The organism is Yinghuangia soli, from assembly GCF_021502675.1.
GTDB classification, from domain to species: Bacteria; Actinomycetota; Actinomycetes; order Streptomycetales; family Streptomycetaceae; genus Yinghuangia; species Yinghuangia soli.
The window spans coordinates 74,960-93,625 of record NZ_JAKFHA010000018.1 but is presented as its reverse complement, the minus strand read 5'-3'; the positions used below and the strand labels follow the sequence as shown (position 1 = coordinate 93,625).

15 protein-coding genes are annotated in these 18,666 nt (G+C 71.7%); 7 read left to right on the top strand and 8 right to left on the bottom strand.

Annotated features, from left to right (window positions below; all coding sequences use genetic code 11):
- Positions 1 to 463: 463 nt before the first annotated feature.
- Entirely contained in the window at positions 464 to 856 is a 393-nt protein-coding gene (locus tag LZ495_RS26655; protein ID WP_235055434.1) for a hypothetical protein, read from the bottom strand.
- A 451-nt stretch (positions 857 to 1,307) separates the two neighbouring features.
- Positions 1,308 to 2,195 (bottom strand): hypothetical protein, encoded by an 888-nt coding sequence (locus LZ495_RS26650; protein ID WP_235055433.1) that lies wholly within the window; start codon positions 2,193 to 2,195, stop codon positions 1,308 to 1,310.
- 226 nt (positions 2,196 to 2,421) lie between these two features.
- On the opposite strand from LZ495_RS26650, the gene LZ495_RS26645 reads away from it, so the two are divergent.
- Positions 2,422 to 2,889: a DUF5959 family protein gene (locus LZ495_RS26645; protein ID WP_235055432.1), complete on the top strand. Its 468-nt coding sequence runs from the start codon at positions 2,422 to 2,424 to the stop codon at positions 2,887 to 2,889.
- A gap of 120 nt (positions 2,890 to 3,009) precedes the next feature.
- Here LZ495_RS26645 and LZ495_RS26640 read toward each other — a convergent pair whose 3' ends face one another.
- From LZ495_RS26640 to LZ495_RS26630, 3 genes are all read right to left on the bottom strand, one after another.
- Entirely contained in the window at positions 3,010 to 3,504 is a 495-nt protein-coding gene (locus LZ495_RS26640) for a GNAT family N-acetyltransferase (protein WP_235055431.1), read from the bottom strand.
- 389 nt (positions 3,505 to 3,893) lie between these two features.
- Entirely contained in the window at positions 3,894 to 7,352 is a 3,459-nt protein-coding gene (locus LZ495_RS26635) for a hypothetical protein (RefSeq protein WP_235055430.1), read from the bottom strand.
- A gap of 395 nt (positions 7,353 to 7,747) precedes the next feature.
- Positions 7,748 to 8,242 (bottom strand): hypothetical protein, encoded by a 495-nt coding sequence (locus LZ495_RS26630; RefSeq protein WP_235055429.1) that lies wholly within the window; start codon positions 8,240 to 8,242, stop codon positions 7,748 to 7,750.
- 196 nt (positions 8,243 to 8,438) lie between these two features.
- Here LZ495_RS26630 and LZ495_RS26625 point away from each other — a divergent pair, with 196 nt between their 5' ends.
- Positions 8,439 to 9,446, top strand: a complete 1,008-nt coding sequence (locus LZ495_RS26625; protein ID WP_235055428.1) for an aminoglycoside phosphotransferase family protein — start codon at positions 8,439 to 8,441, stop codon at positions 9,444 to 9,446.
- 261 nt (positions 9,447 to 9,707) lie between these two features.
- On the opposite strand, the gene LZ495_RS26620 is transcribed toward LZ495_RS26625, so the two are convergent.
- Both LZ495_RS26620 and LZ495_RS26615 read right to left on the bottom strand, forming a co-directional pair.
- On the bottom strand, positions 9,708 to 10,724 hold the full coding sequence (locus LZ495_RS26620; RefSeq protein ID WP_235055513.1) for a glycoside hydrolase family protein: 1,017 nt from the start codon (positions 10,722 to 10,724) through the stop codon (positions 9,708 to 9,710).
- A 272-nt stretch (positions 10,725 to 10,996) separates the two neighbouring features.
- The gene (locus tag LZ495_RS26615) at positions 10,997 to 11,572 is read right to left on the bottom strand and encodes a PadR family transcriptional regulator (RefSeq protein ID WP_235055427.1); all 576 of its coding nucleotides are present in this window, start codon (positions 11,570 to 11,572) and stop codon (positions 10,997 to 10,999) included.
- Positions 11,573 to 11,728: 156 nt separating this feature from the next.
- On the opposite strand from LZ495_RS26615, the gene LZ495_RS26610 reads away from it, so the two are divergent.
- The 3 genes from LZ495_RS26610 (at position 11,729) to LZ495_RS26600 (ending at position 15,910) form a co-directional block, all read left to right on the top strand.
- Complete coding sequence (locus LZ495_RS26610) at positions 11,729 to 12,721, top strand: GlxA family transcriptional regulator (protein ID WP_235055426.1); 993 nt, start codon at positions 11,729 to 11,731, stop codon at positions 12,719 to 12,721.
- Positions 12,722 to 12,982: 261 nt separating this feature from the next.
- Complete coding sequence (locus LZ495_RS26605; RefSeq protein WP_235055425.1) at positions 12,983 to 13,606, top strand: isochorismatase family protein; 624 nt, start codon at positions 12,983 to 12,985, stop codon at positions 13,604 to 13,606.
- A 294-nt stretch (positions 13,607 to 13,900) separates the two neighbouring features.
- Complete coding sequence (locus LZ495_RS26600; protein WP_235055424.1) at positions 13,901 to 15,910, top strand: hypothetical protein; 2,010 nt, start codon at positions 13,901 to 13,903, stop codon at positions 15,908 to 15,910.
- Positions 15,911 to 15,976: 66 nt separating this feature from the next.
- Here LZ495_RS26600 and LZ495_RS26595 read toward each other — a convergent pair whose 3' ends face one another.
- On the bottom strand, positions 15,977 to 16,831 hold the full coding sequence (locus LZ495_RS26595; RefSeq protein ID WP_235055423.1) for an arylamine N-acetyltransferase family protein: 855 nt from the start codon (positions 16,829 to 16,831) through the stop codon (positions 15,977 to 15,979).
- 243 nt (positions 16,832 to 17,074) lie between these two features.
- On the opposite strand from LZ495_RS26595, the gene LZ495_RS26590 reads away from it, so the two are divergent.
- Positions 17,075 to 17,593 (top strand): septum formation family protein, encoded by a 519-nt coding sequence (locus LZ495_RS26590; protein WP_235055422.1) that lies wholly within the window; start codon positions 17,075 to 17,077, stop codon positions 17,591 to 17,593.
- Positions 17,594 to 17,666: 73 nt separating this feature from the next.
- A complete protein-coding gene (locus LZ495_RS26585) occupies positions 17,667 to 18,479 on the top strand; it encodes a nucleotidyltransferase domain-containing protein (protein ID WP_235055421.1) in 813 nt (270 codons plus the stop codon).
- The last annotated feature ends 187 nt before the right edge of the window (positions 18,480 to 18,666 follow it).

The window sequence follows — 18,666 nt, the reverse complement described above, 5'->3', positions numbered from 1 at the left end:
CCGTCAGTCGCCTGACGTCAGTTGCCGTCAGGCGCATCGTGAGCGCGATCGGCTCCGGCTCGCCTTCGAGATGTGCAGCAGGGTGCGGTACGTCGGGCCGCCCCTGGAAGATCCGGTCGCGCCGCCGCGACGCGGGACGCGGCCGAGTATCGGCTCGTGCGTGCCAGGCCGTCGGCGGAGTGTGCGTCGGCCAAGACGGGGATTGACCGAAGGCGGCGCACGAGCATGCTTGGGAGCTCGGCGACGCGTACCGGTACGAATACGAGTACGAGCCTTACGAAATGCCGGAGTTCCGCGTGCCTGTCACCGGTGGTGGGGAACATCGGTACACAGTTGGCGGTAAGCACTCGGCTCGGTCGAGGTCCAAGCCGCTGCCCTGCTGCTCGACGTGGATGTCGGCCGCCGCCCCACCAGGTGCGCCCTGATGACGAGCGGTTCATGGCAATCGGGCCCGGAGCGGGCATCAGCGTGGGTAGCCGAGCTCCTTGTTGCCGAGTAGCCCGTTGAGGCGCCGGATCTCTGCGGTCAGGCGTGGGATTTCCTCGCGGGCCATGGCGATGAATCTGGCGTTCGCGTCCCAACGTTCGTCTGCGACGTCCACGTAGCGTGGCTGCTGGACCGGGGTGGCGGCAACGCTCTGCTCATGATCGAACTCCGGCCAGCGTTCGCCCAAGCCGGTATCGCAGACAGTACTGACGGCGACAAGGTTCATCGCGAAGTCGTCGTCGAGATGCCGGACGTACCAGGGGCCTGGGGTTGCCGAATCGGCAATTCTCTCGATCTCGTCAAGCTCGTCGTCGGTCAGCGGTTCGGGTTCATCGGCACCACTGTGGTGATCGCCCGGCCGGGCGTGCATCGCTTATTTCCTCCGGGGTCTGCTCAGGCAACGGTCTACCGCGTTCGGTGCGCAGCAGATATTCGGGGTTCGGCGGATAGTCGTGGTTGTCCGGGGCCGGTGGGTGGATCCGCAGACTGCGCGGTAGGGCCACCCCGGCCAACTTGCCGTCCTGGATCATTCACAGGCCGAAGCAGTCGTCTTTCTCGCCGTGGATCAGCACTTGCACACTTCCGGGACAGAGCCACGGCAGCGACTCCAGATGTGCCAGGAGGCCGCTTCGGTTGGCATTTCTGCTCATGGGGGAGTATCGCCCGGCCGGCAGGGTCCACCGCAACCGTATTCGACAGCGTGCGATGAGATTGCACGATCAGATGGTTCCCGTCGGAGACGGACGAGACGTTCAGCGAGAGATCAGCGCGCGTACGACTCCGGCCTCGGCTCTCGCAGGACGGCCGGACACGGTCACGCCCTAGTTTTCGGGAGCGGCAGAGTCGTAGGGCGGGATGGCCCATTGCAGTACCGCTTCGCCGGCGCGGTTTTCGAGGGTGGCCGGGTAGACCTGCCCGTAGGCGCGCTCTCCGCGGTGGCGCATGGAGTGGTCCCCCGGGTCCCACCCCAGACCGAGTACCGGGCATCCGTCGAGATCGATGCGGCCGGCCAGGAGCGGGTGGCCCCAGCCGGCCCGGGTGAAGCGGTGGAAGTCCGTGTGGGGGTCGACGGAGACCATCAAGCCGTTGCCGGGACCCTCTCGGGTCCAGGTCCGCAGTTGTTCGGCGACGGCTTCGGCCTCGGCGATGGGGAGGTCGAGCCAACCGCGAGGGCCGTGTCCACTGGGGTACTGGACGATGCGGTCACCGCCGAACCGCGCATGGACGCTGTCCTCGTGCTTGCCCCAATACGTGACGTCCGCCAGGCCGTTGGTGGACTGGCCGTCCAAGCCGGTGAAGCCGTCCAGCGCCTGAGCGTCGCCGAGGACCATGCCGCACCGATCGACGGGGAGGTCGCCGAGCAGGACGGGACCGCCGTCATCGGAGCCGGGCCAGGGCAGGCCGAGGTCGACCTCCAGGACGGCGATAGTCGGCTCCCCGTCGAAGGGTGACGCCGACGTCTGAGCACGCACTTGCAAGGGCCGGTCCGCGGCGGCCGCGACGGCGATTGCCTCGCACATCCAGCCGGACGGCTCGCTGGTGTCGGGCCCGTGCAGGTGGCCACCGCCACCACCGCCTGTTACGGCCCTGGCCAGTTCTGACAGCGGCCGGCCCAACCGAGGCCAGTAGTCGATCCAGCCCGCCATCCCCAGCACAAGAATTCCGGAGGGCGCGGTGACGGTACCAAGGTCGACATCGGTCTCGGGCATCTGCTGATCGAACCGGGGCGGGGCCGAGATGATCAACCTGCTTTCACGTCGGCGACCTGCGTGAAATGGTCCTGCGGGGTGCGCGTCCGCCGTGTAGGCCGACCACGAGGCAGGTGGCGGCTCATGTTGTTTGGTGTGCAAGTGTGTTGCCGCGGGGGTGCGTGTGCGGTCAGGTAGCGGCGATGTACGGCCGGGCTCACGGTAGTCGCTGCGGGGAGGGGAAGCCTTGGGTGAGTCAGAGACGGTGGCGATGGTGGAGCTGTTCAGGATCGCCGATGAGGTTCAGGGCGTGACGGTCCGGTTTTCGCCGGTGCCGCGGTGGGTGGACGGAGGGTCCCGCATGTTCGCCGGCACGATTGCGGTGCACAGCGACTGGATCACGGCCGAGACGGACACCCATGTCGACGTCGATGACGACGGGCAGGACTCTCTGGACTGGTGGGAGACGATCCTTGACCGCTTCGAGGCGTGGGAAGCAGCTGACGCCCACCAGGACTTGTCGTTCGATTGGCCGCCGGCGGGCGAAAGCGGCTACGTGACAGTCAGCGGGGAGGACGGCGTGGTCAGCGTCCGGGTCTGCGACGGGCCGCGTACGTCGATCGGGGTGGAGGTGCCGGTTGACGTACGCGAGGACTGGATCGCCGCCAACCGGGCGCTGCTGGCCGCGGCGCGTACCGTTATGGGTCGCGGCTGACGTCCAAGCTGCGACGGGTCTGTCCGCCGTCCGCGCTGCGGCCCTGCTCGGCACGGGCCAGGGGCCTGCGGGCCGTGGCGGGACGAGGGTAGGAAGCTTGGTGGCGCCCGTCGGTGTGGGTCAATTGGCGTCGGGAAGGGCGAGCCATTCCTGCCAGGAGAGGTCGCGGCCTACGTAGCAGGGGCGTTCGAAGGGCCAGGCTTCGGCTATCCACTGCGGGACGAGGGCATCGAGGGCCTGTTCGAGTTCAGTGCCTACGCGGTCGTCGACCACCCACCAGGAGATCTCGGCGTCCGAGCCGGCCTTGCGCGGCGGGTCGATGTAGACGCAGCCGAGGAGGGCGGTTTCCGCGTCGTCCAGGAGTGCGTAGTTGAACGACTCGTGGGCCGCGATCTCTACTTCGTGGTGTATCAGGTCTTCGCGGTCCTGCTCGACCGTCATGGTGGCGGGCGGCCAGCCCCAGGCTTCGCCGTAGATGGACCACAGGCGTTCGCGCGAGCCCATCACGGCCGGGTAGTCGAGTTCGGTGTCGGCGCCGGTGATCGGACGCAGGTGGTGGTCGCCGGGCAGGGGCACACGCACCGGGTGGACGAAATCAGCGGGCAGCCAAGTCATGGGCGGGAGGGTAGCGGCCGTGATGTCGCGCCGCACCTGGTTAAGCGCCGCACCTGGCTGAATCCCGGGCGTGGCTTGCGGGTTGGACGTGATGCGGGGCGTGATGCGGGGCCTGGTGCGGGATTGGGTGCGGGACTTGGTGCGGCCTGGGGTTCGGGTTGGGGTGCGCGGGTCGGGGTTCGGGGCGGGCCTGGTGGGGCCGGGGCGGCGCGCCGATGGGGAAGACGGTGTTGGGGGGCAGGGCGGCGGGCGATGGGCGTGCGGTGGTGTGGGCCTGGCGGGGCCGGGGGGCCGGGGGGGGGGCGATGGGGGTGCGGTGGTGTGGGCCGGGCGGGGCCGGCCCGGGGCCAGGCGCCGTCCTGGTTGCGGGGCCGGGTGTGGCGTGGTCGTCAGATCTTGGGGGCGGTCACGGTGACGGTGGCGCCGGCGCCGGGGGCGCGGAGCCATACCGTGTAGGTGCCCGGGAGGGGGATGGTCAGGGCCGCGGCGATGGTCTGCGGGGTGCCGGTGCCGCAGGAGAGGGTGCCGCTGGCGATTTCCCGGTCGAACGGGTCGCGGACGCTGTATCCGATGGTTCCGGTGCAGGCGATCGGTTGGGGCGAGTAGCGGGGGAGCTCGGAGCCGGGTGGCGGGGCCTGGTAGACGGTTGCGGTGATCGTGTGGGTCGCGCCTTGGGCGGCGGTGAAGGCGTACGTCCCCTGCTTGCCTTGGGGCATGGTGATCGGGCCGACGGGGGTGCCGCTCATGCTGATGCCGCTGGGGACGGCCGTGGTGGAGAACACGGCGACGGTGAAGGTCGCCGATGCCATGCGGCGGTTCTCGAGTTCGAGGGTGTACGGGCCGTCCTGGGTCAGCGGGGTGCGGTCGAATGCGGTGAGGGGCTGGGGCGGGGTGGCGCCGACCGGGAATTCGCCGCGGGCGACGATGTCGCCGTTGGGGGCCTTGAGGGTGCCGGTGATGCGGCAGGCGGTGGCTTCGGCGCATCCGGTCGCGGCGGCGTCCAGGGCGGATGCGTACAGGGTCTGGCCGGGTTTGCCGGCGAAGGTCAGGCGGGTCCGCCGGCCGGAGTCGGGCAGGGTGATGCGGTTCGGCCGGCCGTCCGCGGTGGTTGCGGTGGTGCTGACTGTTCCGAACGCGCGTGCCTGGTAGGTGACCGGGGTGTCGGTGCCGCTGTTGCCGAGCGGGATGATGTGCAGCCAGTGTTCGCCGGTGCTTTCGGCGGGGCGCGGTTCGGTCACCGTCTGCTCGGCGCCGGGCGGGTACTCGCGTAGCTGGTCGGGGCCGCCGCTGCCGGTCGCGATGACGGCGGCCCGGTTCGGGTGGGTGAAGACCGTGGAGAACTCCCTGCCGTAGGTCACGGGGACCCGGACCCAGGCGCGTTGCCCCCAGACGGTGGTGCCGACCGAGCCGGTGGGTCCGTCGGCGGCAGTTGTCGTGTACGAGTGCGCGCCGTAGCGAAACACGCGGAGGGTGACGTCGAGCGGCCGTTCCGATCGCGGGATGACGTCGACGGTGAAGACGAGGCTTCCGGGGCCCTTGTAGACGAAGAGCCCGTGGGGGCCTGGGCCGATGAACAGTGGGTGGACGTCGGCGTTCGAGTCGCGGATCTCCGTGCGTGCGATCTCGGCGCCGTTCCAGCCGCGGAGGATGTAGTCGGCGGGGCCGTTGACCTTCGCGCTGAGGTAGAGGTACTCCTCGTTGGCACCTGTGAAGGTGTACCGGGCAGGGAGCCCCGGGCGCGGGGCGATGACCCGGACCGGTGCGGAGTCCGGGGTGACGTTCGAGGGCCGTTCGAGGCCGAGGGAGGCTTCCCAGGTCACGGCCAGGACGTCCTCGACCGCGTCCGCGGGCGGTCCGTCGAGTTCCGCGCGGGTGATGACGAGCGTGGAGACGAAGTCCGGGTCGTCGAGGCGGACGGTCGCGGAGCCGGTCGCGTCGAAGGTGTCGAGTCGGGCGACCGCGGGAGCCCCCTGGCCGCCGCGGCGCCACGTCAGGACTGCGTAGCGCAGGTTCTCTCCCGGTCGGACCTGGATGCGCAGGACCGAGGGGTTGTCGGACGGGGTCGCGCCGAGGTTGTCGACCAGGTCGACGTAGTGCGTGCCGCCGGGTTGCAGGAGGGTCGTCCGCGGGCCGGTGTCGGGCAGGCCGTCGGCGCCGCCCATGAGGATGCGGTCGCGTTTGGGGCGGGCTCCGGCGTATTGGTCGTGGATGACTTCGGCCGGGAACGTCTTCGCGTTCGTCAGTGCCTTCCGCCAGGTGCCGTCGGTGACGTCCGGGTCGGTGTAGCCGGGGACGGTGACTTGGCCGCCGGTCTGTGGGGAGTACACGGTCTTGGGTGCGTCGATGCGGTAGTTGGCGATGGCGAAGTCGAGCAGGACCGCGGACAGGTCGAGGCCGTAGCCGGCGAGCGTCCGCTTCACCGCGTCGACGATGTGGTCGGCGGTGTCCGGGTAGTTCCCCCACGTCCTGGCCACGAAGCGGCTGTCGGTCCGCTCGGTGAGGTATTGGACGAGCGGGAAGAGGGAGTACTGGCGCAGTGCGCCCCAACCGTCCCATGCGGTGAGGGCGCGGTGCGGTTGGCCGAGGAACCGGTCGAGGGAGCGTGTGTAGTACACGTCCTCTCCCGGTACGCCGTTCCAGGCGGTGCCGTCGGCTTCAAAGCTCTTGTGGGTCGCCCATTCGGCGGTCGCCTCCATCCACCAGTTCGTCTCCTCGCTGGGCGGTACGGCTCGGAGGAAGTCGATGGTGGTGTATTGGTAGGCGTGGAAGAGTTCGTGCCGCGGCAGGTAGTTGTAGCGGGACGCGGCGATTTCGGCGTCCGGGCCGGTGTTCTCGAGGCTGTCCGGCAGGAAGATCATCGGGTTCTCGTAGGGATCGGGGCTGTCGCCCGGCGTGGTGGAGCCGCCGCCGCGGGCGAAGGCGTGTCCGACGTACATCTTGAGGCGGCCTTCGGGCTGGAGGAGCCCCATGCCCAGCGCGTCGTAGGTCCGGAATCCGGATTCCATGCCCTGGACCATCTGGTAGACGGTGTCCGGGGTGTCGGTGCTGCGGGTGAACACCGGGGGCAGTCCCTTGGCTCCGGTGGCTTCGGCGATGTTGTAGTAGATCTGGAACCTGTCGCCGGTGTAGAGGCATTCGAACGTTTCCAGGACGTACACCCACGGGATGGTCGAGCACACGTTGCGCGGGTCGTCCGGGCGTTCCGCGCCGGCGGCGGGCGCTGCGGGTGCTGCGGTGGGTGCCGCGGTGCCGGCCGGCGGCTGGTCGGGCGGGCCGCCCTTGGTGGTGAACAGGTCGCGGACCCAGGCCTGGGTCCGCGGGGTGGCCGAGGAGAGCCGGGAGAACAGGAACGCCTTGTACGCGCCGATCCGGTGTCCGAGGTCGGTGGTGGACCGCAAGTCGGCGGGCAGCTCGGGGGAGTTCGTCAGGCGGAGGACGCCGTACCGGACCAGGTCGTCGTCGCTGATCCGCTTGGCCTGCCAGGCCGCGACGACCTTGTCGGCCGGGCCGAAGTCCGGGACGGCGGAAGGATCAGCGGCCGGGGCCGGCCGGGTCGGGTACGCGGCCTCGGCGCGGGCCGGGTGGTAGGTGGGCGGTGTGCCAGGCGGGGCCGCGGTGGTCCCCGGCGAAGCGGGGGCGGGGGTGGCGGGTGGCGCGCCGACTGTGAGGGCGCCGGGCGGGACCGCGGCGGGTGGGACTGCCGACGACGGTGCTTCGGCTGCGGAACCTGATGCGGACACCTCGGTGGACACCGCTGCCGCCGTCGGCGGCGCGGTGGTCGCGGCAGAGGGTGCGGCAGGGGTCGCGAGCACCGCCAGCGCGACGAGCACCGTGAGAACGTGCTTCAACGTACCTCCGTTCGGGTTCGCCGGGTCCGCTGCGGGTGCGGCGGTCCGGCGGAGACAACGCGATCACGGACATCCGCCGCGGAACGCCCTGTCCGCAGGCACACCAGGCCGACGGCGACCGGGCGGCGCGGCGCTCGCCCGGCACGGGAGACCGGCTGCGTGCGTGCGTGCGTGCGGGGCGAGGCCGAGACGGTGAGCGCCGGGCTCGGGTGCGAGGCGGTGTGCAGGGCGGGCTCGGGTGCGGGGAAGAACCGTGGCGGCGTTCCCGCCGCACCGCCAACGTAGGTCCGACCGGCCCTGCGGACTTCGGACGAATCCCGCCACTCGTGGGACGCGAAGTGCCAACCGGCCGGAAGCGGAACCGGTGCACCGGTCGGCGCCGGTGCACAGCCGGGTCACAGGTAGTCGCTGCGGTCCACCCACTCGCCGCGGCCGTCGGCGACGGCCAGTTGCGGTGCGAATTCCCCGACCGCGGCCGCCAGGTCGGCGGCGTCGTGGGCGGAGGCTCCGTCCACGACGCTGAAGCCGCCGCACGCGCTGCCGAACAGGCGAAGCGCCACGCCGTAGTTCGCGTGGCGGCCGCTGTCGCGCCGTGAGTCGTCGTAGCGGAAGACGTTTGCCTCGGTGGCGTCGTCCCAGCGCAGGAACTGCGGTTCCCAGGAGCCCAGGTACGCGTCTTCGGGCCCGATCGCCATGCGTACGACGTGCCGGTCGGCCTTGCCGCGCACAAGCAGTACGGCCACGCAGGAAGCCGCGATCCCGGCCGCCACGAAGAGCGCGGCGAAGGCGTGCTCGGCGGTGGACACCAGGACGGGTGCGAAGCCGGCCTGTGCGGGGAGAAGGATTCCAGCGGGCCGGGCATCGGCGAGGGTGCGCCTGTGCAGTACCACTGCGTCGGGTCCGGCGCGGGCGCTGCGGGTGCTGCGGTGGGTGCGTGGTGGGTGCGTACGACTGTGTGCACGGCTCCACGCCCGGTCGCGTGCACGGGTGTTCGCATGGCCAGGGGCGTCGGGCGTCGGGGGCAGTGTTCGGAGGCTGTGGACGGTTTGGCGCGGCAAGCCCAACTCATGCGTATGGTGGGTTCGCATGACTGCTGCGGAGTTCGAGGACCTGCCCGCTGTCGAGTCCGGTCCCCGGTCTGCGGAGGCTGTCCGGGGCGGGGTGCCGGGTGAGGTGGCGATCACTGCGGAGGTGGTGCGGGCGCTGGTCGAGGAGCAGCATCCGGACCTCGCCGGGCTGCCGGTGCGCGAGGTGGCCGGTGGGTGGGACAACCAGATGTGGCGTCTCGGCGAGGAGTTGGCGGTCCGGATGCCGCGGACGGAGCGCGCCCCGCGGCTGCAGCTCAAGGAGCGCCGCTGGCTTCCCGTGTTGGCCCCGCGGCTTCCGCTGCCGGTTCCGGTCCCGGTGCGGGAGGGTGCCGCGTCCGTGCGGTTCCCGAAGCCGTGGACGGTGCTGACGTGGGTTCCGGGCGAACCGCTGGACCAGGCCGTGCTCGGTCGCGGCAGGCATGCGGCCGACACGCTCGGCGGCTTCCTCCGGGCACTGCATGCCGAGGCGCCCGCCGACGCGCCGACCGGTGCGGAAGTGGAGCGCGGCGGGCATCCGAAGGACTGCGCGCCGGCCTTCGAGTACTTCCTGGCCGCGGTGGTGCCGGCCGGCCTTGCGGGTTCCCGCGGAGTCCGGGCCGTCCGCGCGGTCTGGGACGACGCGGTCGCCGCCCCCGGGTGGGACGGGCCGCCGCTGTGGCAGCACGGCGACCTTCACCCGGCGAACGTCGTCGTCGCGGACGGGACGCTCGCGGGCGTGGTCGACTTCGGCGAGTTGTTCGCGGGCGACCCGGCCTGGGACTTGGCGGCTGCGTGGATTCTGCTGCCCGCGGGGGCCGCGCCGAGGTTCTTTGCGGCGTACGGAGGCGCGGACGAGGCGACGATCCGCCGCGCGCGCGGACTGGCCGCGCTCAAGAGCCTCTTCCTGATCCTGATGGGACTGAACGGGCAGCGCGGACTGCCCGGTGGCAAGCCGTCCTGGGGGCCCGCGGGCCGGGCGGCGCTCGACCGCGTCCTTGCCGACGGCGGGTACCCGGACGGGCGTTGACCCGGCGGACCCCCGGCGGGACGTCGGTGCCCGCCCCGGGGCGCGACCGGTGCGACGAGGACCGGCCAGGGAACTGCCGGCCGGGATGCCGCCAGGCGGGATGCTGCCGGCCGGGTGTCCTTGCCTCGGGAGGCGGATTCGCGGCGGTGTGCCTGGACGCGGAGATCCGTCCGGGGCTTCGAAGCGGATGTGGGCTGCGGCGTACGCGCGTGGCAGATGCTTTGCGCCCGCCGGCCGCAGGCGGGCGCGGGGGCCGGTCCGTTACGCGGGTGCTGGTGCGGATTGTGCCGTGGAGTGCGCGGCGGTGTCGCGGCTGTGGCGGGTGACGAGGTTGCGGTAGGTGTGGAAGGCGGGTTTGGGGGTGTAGTCGTCGGTGGTGAGGCCGAACCGGTGGAAGAGCCCGGGGCGGCTGGTGTCCGCGTCGCGGAGGGCGAAGTGGGTGTAGCCGGCGAGGTTGAGGCGGTGGGCGTGGGCGGCGAGGGCTTCGACGATGGTCTCGACGACCTCGGCTTGGCGGTGCGGGGGCCGGTCGGGGCCGGTGGGCCAGCCGTGTTCGGTGATGTGGAGGGGGAGGTGTCCCAGGCCGGCGGGGGCGAGGACGGTGTCGCGGTGGTGGCCGAGGAGGCCGATGACGGCGCGGTCGAGTTCGGCGGCGGCGATCGGGCGGAAGACGTCGGGGAAGAAGTCGAGGCCGATGTAGTCGAGTTCGGCGGTGAAGGTGGTGCCGCCGCGGTCGGCCAGGTCGGTGGCGAAGGACGCGGCGGGTCCGAAGAGCGGTGTGGTGTTGAAGCCGACGCGCAGGTGGGTGTGCCCGAGTTCGCGGGCGCGCTGCTTTGCGGCGGCCACGCCGCGGACGATGGCGTCCTGGACGCCGGGGTAGTACCCGTCCAGGGTGGGGAGGGTGGTGACGTCCGGTTCCTCGGTGATCTGGAGGGTTTCCGTGACGCTCCCGTACTGGTCGACGAGTTCGCGTACGAAGGTGCAGTAGCCGTCGACGTCTCCGGAGGCGGAGTGGTACTGGGCGACGAGGTCGAGGCGGCGTCCGCGGACGGCGTGCCGGGCGGCGTCGCCGGGGGTGGCGGTGGGGTGGGCTGCGCCGGGGCCGAGGCGTGTGGTGTCGTCGAAGGCGAGGTAGGCGCGGACGAGGAACGGGCGTCCGGGGCGGCCTTGGAGGAGGTCGAGCGCGTGGTCGATGCGCGCCGGGTCGTCGGGAGGTCCGCCGGCCAGGCCGCCTGAGTCGTCGCCTACGGCGCTGCCTGGGTATATGCCGAAGAGCAAGCCGGTGGACGGGGTTGCTTCTTCGGCGGCTTCCGGTGCCGTGAGCGCTCGGGGGGTCGCGGGAGCATCGGTGTCTGCGTCCGCGGTCTTGCGGTGGGTCGGGTCGTCGGCCCTGGGGGTGGGGGCGGTCGTGGATGCGTTCACGTTCATGGGGCCGGAGGCTTCCTTCGGGGGCGAACGGGTGGACGGGCGAGCGGCTGGGTGAGCGGCCGGGTGAGGGGATGAGCGGGCAGGCGGACGGGCGGGCAGGCGGACGGGCGGGCAGGCGGACGTCACGCGGGGGCGGGCCAGGTGAGTGCTCCGGTGCGGATGTCGTCGGCGACGGAGTCGAGCCAGGCGATCTCGGCGCGGGCCAGGGCGAGGGCGTACTCGGCTTCGATGACGTGCAGGCGGGGGACGTCCGCGGCGAGGGTGCGGGCGAGGCGCGCCGTGTCGGATTCCGTACGGGCGCTGAGGCGTTCGGTGCGTTCGGCGAGGGCGGCCAGGGCACCGTCGCGGCCGAGCGCGCCGAGGTAGGAGACGGCGCCGAGGAAGGGGGTGAACTCGTGTTCCGGGTTGCGGATCAGGGTGTCGAGGCGGCGGACGAGTTCGGCGTGTCCGGCCGGGGTGAGGGCGTAGACGGTGCGCTCGGGGCGGTTGCCGGCGCGTTCGCGGGTTTGTTCGGCGATCCAGTCGGCGTCGGCGAGGGCGGCGACGGTGTTGTAGAGGGTGCCGCGGGTGACGGCCGCAGCGTGGGTGTCGCTGCGCTGCCGGAGCTGGTTGAGCAGGTGGTGCGGGTGGGACGGCTGTTCGAGGAGGAGGCCGAGGACGGCCAGGACGATGGGGTTGTCGAGGGCGCGGCGAGGCATAGTCGAAATCTATCAGTCCAAATAGACTATTGGGCCATGCGCACCATCCCATTCCGGATAGGAGCAGGTCAGGTGGGGAGTGCGGATGGCGGTCGTGTCCGGATGTGACAGATTGCCGTCATTGCGGTCATGGTCGGGGGGCGTGAGTATAGAGTCATGCCCCTGACCCACCGCGTCGTGATCGCGGTCTTCCCCGACGTCGACCTCCTCGACGTCACCGGCCCCGCCGAGGTCTTCGCGCTGGCCAACCGGGAGACCGCGGGCCGCGCCGGGTACCAGGTCAGGCTGGCCGGGCCGGAGGGCGGCGTGGTCCGTACCTCGGCCGGGGTCCGGCTGGTGGCGGATCTTGCGTTCGACGAGGTCGGCCGGGACGTGGACACGCTGCTCGTGCCCGGCGCGGTCGACATGGCCGACGAGGTCCCGGTGGCCCGGATCGATCCGGACGTCGTGGCCTGGGTCAAGGAGACCGCAGGGTACGCGCGGCGGGTGGCGTCGGTGTGCGTCGGAGCGCACGTCCTGGCCGCGGCCGGGCTGCTGGACGGGAAGACGGCGACCACGCACTGGTCGACCGCCGCCCAGCTGGCCGCCGACCACCCGTCGGTCACGGTCGACCCGGATCCGATCTTCGTACGCACCGACCGCGGCCGGATCTGGACCGGGGCGGGCATCAGCGCGTGCCTCGACCTGGCGCTCGCGCTGGTGGCCGAGGACCTGGGCGAGGACGTCGCGCTGACGGTGGCGCGGCAGTTGGTGATGTACCTCAAACGCCAGGGCGGGCAGAGCCAGTTCTCGGTACCGCTCAGCCGGCCCGCGTCGGCACGGCGGGACATCGACGAACTGCGGCTGTGGATCGCCGACAACCTGGACCGGGACTTGTCGGCGGAGGTGCTGGCGTCGCGGATGTGCCTGAGCGAGCGGCACTTCGCACGCGTCTTCAAACAGGAGACCGGCGCCAGCCCCGCGGGGTACGTGGAGGCCGCCCGGGTCGAAGTGGCCCGGCGGCTCCTGGAGACCACCGACAGTCCGCTCGAGCAGGTCGCGGCCGGGGCCGGGCTCGGCTCGGCGGAGACACTCCACCGGGCGTTCCGGCGGCAGCTCGCGACCACGCCGGCGGCGTACCGGCGGCGGTTCCGTACGCAGTCGGCCTGAGGTCGGCGGCAAGACCAGCGCGGCCGGGGTGACCGGCACGAGTGGCGGGACCGGCCCGGCGGGACCGGCCCGACAGGACTGGCCCGGCAGGACCGGCTTTACGCGATACCGACCCGCTGCTCCACGCACGTATCGAACGGGAAGACGGCACGGCAGCACGCCGGTGCGGCTTCGCCATGCCTGCCGGACGCCGTCCGTCATCCATCCGGAAGAACACGGAAAAACGCAGTACAACGCCGTACAACGACGAAAGGCCCCCTGATGAGCACGAACCAGCCCTCCGCGACCCTGCGCGACGTGATCGGCCTGGACAACCAGCCGGCGAAGCTCAGCGACTCCGTCGTGGTCTTCATCGACTTCCAGAACACCTACCGCACCGGCGTGATGGCCCTCGAAGGCGCCGAGGAGGCGCTCGCCGCCGCGTCCCGCCTGCTGGAGCGCGCTCGTGCCGCGGGCACCCCGGTCGTACACGTGATCAACGACGGCGGCGAGGGCACGCCGTACGACATCCGCGCGGAGATCGGCGCGATCAGCGACCCGGTCGCGCCGGTCGACGGCGAGGCGGTGGTGGTCAAGCAGTTCCCGAACTCGTTCCACCTGACCGAGTTGGAGCAGACGCTGACCGGTCTGGGTGCGGCGCCGGGCAGCGGCAAGGACCTGGTCCTGGCCGGGTTCATGACGCACATGTGCGTGAACTACACGGCGCAGGGCGCATTCAACCTCGGCTACCGGCCGACAGTGGTGGCCGAAGCCACCGCGACGCGCTCGCTGGCCGGTCCGGACGGGGCCGTCCTGCCTGCTGCGACCGTGCACGCGGCGGCGCTGACCGGGATCGGGGACCTGTTCGGGGTTGTTGTGCCGACGGTGGACGAACTCCCGGCCTGAGCCGTTCGAACGGCCTGAACGGCTGATCGCTCTGACCGGTCTGGTCGGACTGACCGGTCAGGTGAGTCTGAACGGTTTGATCGGTCTGGTCGGTCCGATCGGACGTACGCGGTGGTGTCCGCCCTGCTATTGCGGGGTGGACACCACACCGCCTTGGCTTGCCGCGCATCGCCGTTGCACCCCGTATGGCGGCCGTTTCGGGTGGTTAGGCTGCTCGGATGGTCGTTTCCCCCGTCCGTACGCGGTGCGCCGAATGCCTGCGTCGACGTGACGCGAGTCTTGCGGGTCGCTGACGTGGCGCCCTTCGTCTACCGGATATCCCTGGCGGCCCCCGACCCGGGTACGACGGTCGCGGCTCTCGGCAGTCAGGCATCTGCGACGCCCGCTGCTGCTGCGGACCGCCCGGTCCCTGCGCGCCGCCGACTCGCCGATGCGTGTGTGGCTGCGGTGGCCGGCTTCGCGTTCGACGCCGGCGCGGCTCAACTGGTCGTCGACAACCCGATGCTGGACGGTTTCTTCTCTTTCGCCATGCCCTCCCCGCGCAGACCCGCACCGGGTCTGGAAGGCCTGTTCCCGCCGGACGGCTCCGGCTTCCACGACGGGGCGCGGCTGCCGTTGTCGATCGGCCTCGAGCTGGTCCGCGCCATGGTGCTGCAGGAGGGCGTGTGGTGCCGACTGCACGGCGGGGACAGCAGGGACGGCGGGTTCTTCGTCCATGTCGGGTACGAGGACGACATCTACGTCGGAGGCGACCGCCCCTTCACGGAGGCCGCGGCCCGCGCCCGGGTGCTGGGGCTGCAGGTGGCCCGTGTCGCCGAGTCGCCGTTCGCGCCGGACGCCGACGAGGTCGCCGGGCCGGGCGAGGAGCCCGCGGCGGACGACGCGTTCTGGACGGCCGTCGCCGAACTGGCGGCGGAGCGCGGCAGCGTGCTGCTGGAGGAGCAGTACGTCGGCAACGCGTACCGCCGGCACTGGATCTCCGCGGCCGGGGCGACCCCGGCGATGCGCACGGTGGAGGAGGTCCGCGGCGTGCTCGGCCCGCGGGCCCGGCTCGCGGTCTGGCCGGACGCCGGCGACGACGAGGCGGAGGCCGAAGCAAAGACGGGGGCAAAGACTGAGTCGGAGACGGTCCGGGCGGCTGTCCGACGCCAGGACTGCCTGCAACTCCTCGTCCGGTACTGCCCGGACGGGAGATTCCACCCCGAGATGATCGCCGAGCCGCACGTGGCCCGCGCCGACGTACCCGATCCGACGGGCTGCCCGGCTCGCGGCCACCGTTCCGCCCTGGTGCCGCTGCTCCGCACGGACCGCCGGCCGCTGCTGGCCGCGGTGGTCCCGGATGCGGACGGCGTCGTACGGGCGCGCTGGCGTACCGATGCCACGCCCGCCGACAGGCGGCGCGCGTACCTGGCCGGGCTGCGTGTCGGGGACGTGGTGTCCGGTGTCGTGTCGCCCGCGTGGACCGAAGTGGGCGTGTACGTCGAGCTCGACGTCCCGTGGGAGGTGTCCGCCTGGGGCACGGTGATGGGGGTGGTCCGGTTTCCGCACCTGTCCTGGACGCGGGTCGACTCGGTCGGCGATGTCGCGCCGCCGGGGGCGGCGGTCCGGGCCCGGGTGCAGGACATCGACTGGGCGCGCGAGCACGTGTACCTGTCGGTGCGGGCGTTGCAGCCGGATCCGTGGCGGCAGTACGCGGACACGGTCGAGGACGGCGAGATCGTCCGAGGAGTGGTGGACTCGGTGCGCGCGGTTGCAGGCGCCCGCGTCGACACGCCCGCTGACACGACCGCCGACATGCGCGAGGGCACGGGCATAGACGCGAACACGGGCACGAACACAGGCACGGTCGTGATCCGTCTGGCCGACGCCGTCGAGGCCGTGGTCTCGGGGGACGACTTCGCCGGGCATGGTGCCGAAGCCGTGCCGGGCGACGAGGTGTTCGTGAGGATTACCCACGTCGACAGGGATCAGCGCCGGATCGCAGTGTCGCTCGCTGCCGCGATCGCCTGGTTCGGCGACGACCTCGACGACGAGGACGGGGGTTCCTTCCACCCCGGCCACTACGGGATGAACATTGACTACGACAAGAACGGGGACTACGTCTACCCGGTCGGCTTCGACGTCGACGCCGAGGAATGGCTGCCGGGGTTCGACGACGAGCGCCGCACCTGGGAGCAGCGGTACTTGGCCGCCGAGGCCCGCTTCGAGGCGCACAAGGCGTACGTGCTCCGGACCCGCGAGCGTGCAACCGCCGCGCGGGGCGTTGCCGGGGCTGCGCCGCTGCCGGGGCCCTCGGGTACGTGATGCGCGGCCGGGGGCGGCGAGTCCGTCGTGCCCGTCGTGCCCGTCACGTTCGTCCCGCGCCTGCGGTCAGCGTGTGGTGGTCGTGCGCTGTCGCGCGGCTTCCCAGCCCTGGTGTTCGGCGCGGACGCGATGCCACAGCCGGGCCCGTGCGGGGGTGTCGACGTCGGCCAGGTCCAGATGGAACACATCGGCGAGCAGGTCGTACCACTCCGCGGCCGTGTCGATGATCCGCTCGTGCGTGCCGTCGGCGTCGATTCGGCGCAGCACGCAGCCGCGCAGCATGTCCACGCCCTTGGCATCGCGGAGCTGGACCTGGAGGACCCGGACGAACCCGGACTCGGGGGAAGAGGACAGCTGGAGGTGCTTCGCGGTGAAGGCGGACAGGTCCACGGGCTCGGGCGCGAAGACCATCGCGGTGAAGGCGCCCCGCGGGTCGTGGGTGAACCGCCAGCCGCCGGGAACCACCGTCGAGGGCGCCATGGCGTACGTGAACGGCCCCTGGGTGTACGTTCCTTCGCGGAGCGGCAGCGGCTCGTGGATGCCGCCGGCGAGCCCGGTGTCGACCAGCCACCGCTCGCCGTCGAGCCCCACGGTGAGGGCGAGATGGTCACCGCCTGGGCCGTCCGGGTCCTCGACCTCGTCCTGGACTCCGGCTCGGTGCAGGGTCACGTCGTAGCCGAGGGCAGCGAGCAGCGCGGCGAAGGCCCCGTTGAGGTGGAAGCAGTAGCCGCCGCGCCCCCGCAGGATCCGGGCCACGGACTCCTCGGCGCTGATGCCCGTCGGGCGTTCGAGTTGGTTGTCGAGGGTCTCGTAGGGGATTCGCTCCACCTGCGCACGGTGCAGCGCCCACAGCGCCTCGGCGGTGGGGGCCGTCGGTCGGGCCATCCCCAGCGCGGCCAGATACCCGTCGACGTCGATCATATTCTCCCTCACCGTGCGAACGGATGATCACTATAGGCGGGGCCTCCGCATGCGGCCGGGGACTCCCACGCCGACGCGTCGGCCGCCGGACTCGGCGTTCCCGCGGCTCGTGGGTGGTGAGGGGCACGTGAACCGCCGGTACTTCCGCCGACAGCGCGCCGCGCCTTTCATCAGTGGGGCGGGTGATGGCTGGTTTTCGCCGAGGGATAGCTTTCAGGCCCCGTACGTCAGGAGTTCCAGGTCATGGCAGCGCCCGCCCCTGTTTCCGTCCGCCCGTGGTGGCGCCGTACGCCCGTGGTGCTCGGCATCGCGACGGCCGCGATAGCGGGTGTTGTTGTCGCGGTGGTCGTCGCCATGTCCGGATCGTCGTCCGGCGACGAGCTCGAAGACATGCGGAAGGTGACGGCCGTGCCGCGCTTCGATGCGGGCGACTGCTTCGACTTCCTCCGCGGCCCGCAGGGCGGCCCCGACATGCCGCGGGGGAAGGTTCCGTGCGACGGGCCGCACGACGCCGAGGTCGTCGCGATCCTCACCCCGCCGACCGGGGACACCTACCCCGGCAGCGCGGCCCTGGGGACGCTCGCCCGCGAGCAGTGCCCAGCGCGCGCCGCCGCGTACCTTGGCGAAGGGTCCCCGGCGGCGGCGAAGTTGTCGCTGCGTTTCTACAACCCGAGCGAAGCGGCATGGCTCATGGACGGGGACCGGAACGTGACGTGCTTTGTCACCGACCCGGCCGGCCCGATGACGGGCTCGCTGCGCTGACGGCGGTACGCCCGCGGGTACGGAGGCGTCGCCTTGCTCGCGTACGGGCTTGGGAGCGGGCAGAGTTGCGTCTGTGACGGAGACGGGGACCGGCCTGGACGCTGAGGGGTTCATCGCCCGGGAGGGATCGCTCGACCGGGTGACCGAGGTGTTCGCCCCGGTGGTCGCGTCGGCCCGCGTACGCATCGCCCGGGTCTTCGGGTCCGACCGGCTGCACGGCGCGTACCTGTACGGCAGCATCCCCCGGGGGACCGCGATCCCTGGGGTCTCCGACCTCGACCTCCTCCTCGCACTGCGCACGGAGCCGTCCCGGGCGGACCGCGCGGAAGCCGACGGGCTCGAATCCTCGCTCGACGCCGCCTTTCCGCAGGTCGACGGAGTCGGCGTGCTCCTGTTCGGCGTCGGCACGCTGCTCAGCGACCTCGAACGCCACGACCTGGGCTGGTTCGTCGCCTGCCTGTGCACCCCGCTGCTCGGCGCCGACCTCGCCGCCGAGTTGCCGCGCTACCGCCCCGATGCCCTGCTGGCCCGCGAGACCAACGGCGACCTGGGCCTCGCGCTCGCGCCCTGGCGCGCCCAGGCAGCCGCAGCCGAATCCCCCGCAGCCCGACGCGCGCTCAGCCGCGGCGCCGCACGCCGAATCGTCCGGACCGGCCTGACCCTGGTAATGCCGCGCTGGGGCGGCTGGACCAGCGACCTCGCCCGGTCCGCCGAGGTGTTCGGCCGCTACTACCCGCAGCGCGCCGACCAGATGCGCCGGGCTGCGGCCGTCGCGCGCACGCCGTCGTCCGATCCGGCTGTCCTGACCATGCTGGTCGAAGACCTCGGGCCGTGGCTGGCGGCGGAGTACATCGCCGTCCACGGACACAAGACACCCCGGCCCTGAATCCGCCTCTTCCGCCTCGTTCACCCTGCGGCACGGGGCGTGTCGCACGATCTTCGTCGGGGACCGGCATGCGTACGAACGGCGTGGAGGCAGGGCTTTGCGCACGAAGCCCTGTGGGACGTCGACTCCCGCTCGGTTCGGGGATGCCGTGACCCACAGGGCTCTTCCGTGCCTGGGCTACGCGCTC

What these genes read in the sequence shown, in the direction of transcription:
- LZ495_RS26650 (WP_235055433.1), bottom strand. Translation starts at nt 2,195, where the DNA reads ATGCCCGAGACCGATGTCGACCTTGGTACCGTCACCGCGCCCTCCGGA.
- LZ495_RS26615 (WP_235055427.1), bottom strand. Translation starts at nt 11,572, where the DNA reads ATGCCTCGCCGCGCCCTCGACAACCCCATCGTCCTGGCCGTCCTCGGC.
- LZ495_RS26605 (WP_235055425.1), top strand. Translation starts at nt 12,983, where the DNA reads ATGAGCACGAACCAGCCCTCCGCGACCCTGCGCGACGTGATCGGCCTG.
- LZ495_RS26640 (WP_235055431.1), bottom strand. Translation starts at nt 3,504, where the DNA reads ATGACTTGGCTGCCCGCTGATTTCGTCCACCCGGTGCGTGTGCCCCTG.
- LZ495_RS26595 (WP_235055423.1), bottom strand. Translation starts at nt 16,831, where the DNA reads ATGATCGACGTCGACGGGTATCTGGCCGCGCTGGGGATGGCCCGACCG.
- LZ495_RS26610 (WP_235055426.1), top strand. Translation starts at nt 11,729, where the DNA reads ATGCCCCTGACCCACCGCGTCGTGATCGCGGTCTTCCCCGACGTCGAC.
- LZ495_RS26590 (WP_235055422.1), top strand. Translation starts at nt 17,075, where the DNA reads ATGGCAGCGCCCGCCCCTGTTTCCGTCCGCCCGTGGTGGCGCCGTACG.
- LZ495_RS26655 (WP_235055434.1), bottom strand. Translation starts at nt 856, where the DNA reads ATGCACGCCCGGCCGGGCGATCACCACAGTGGTGCCGATGAACCCGAA.
- LZ495_RS26625 (WP_235055428.1), top strand. Translation starts at nt 8,439, where the DNA reads ATGACTGCTGCGGAGTTCGAGGACCTGCCCGCTGTCGAGTCCGGTCCC.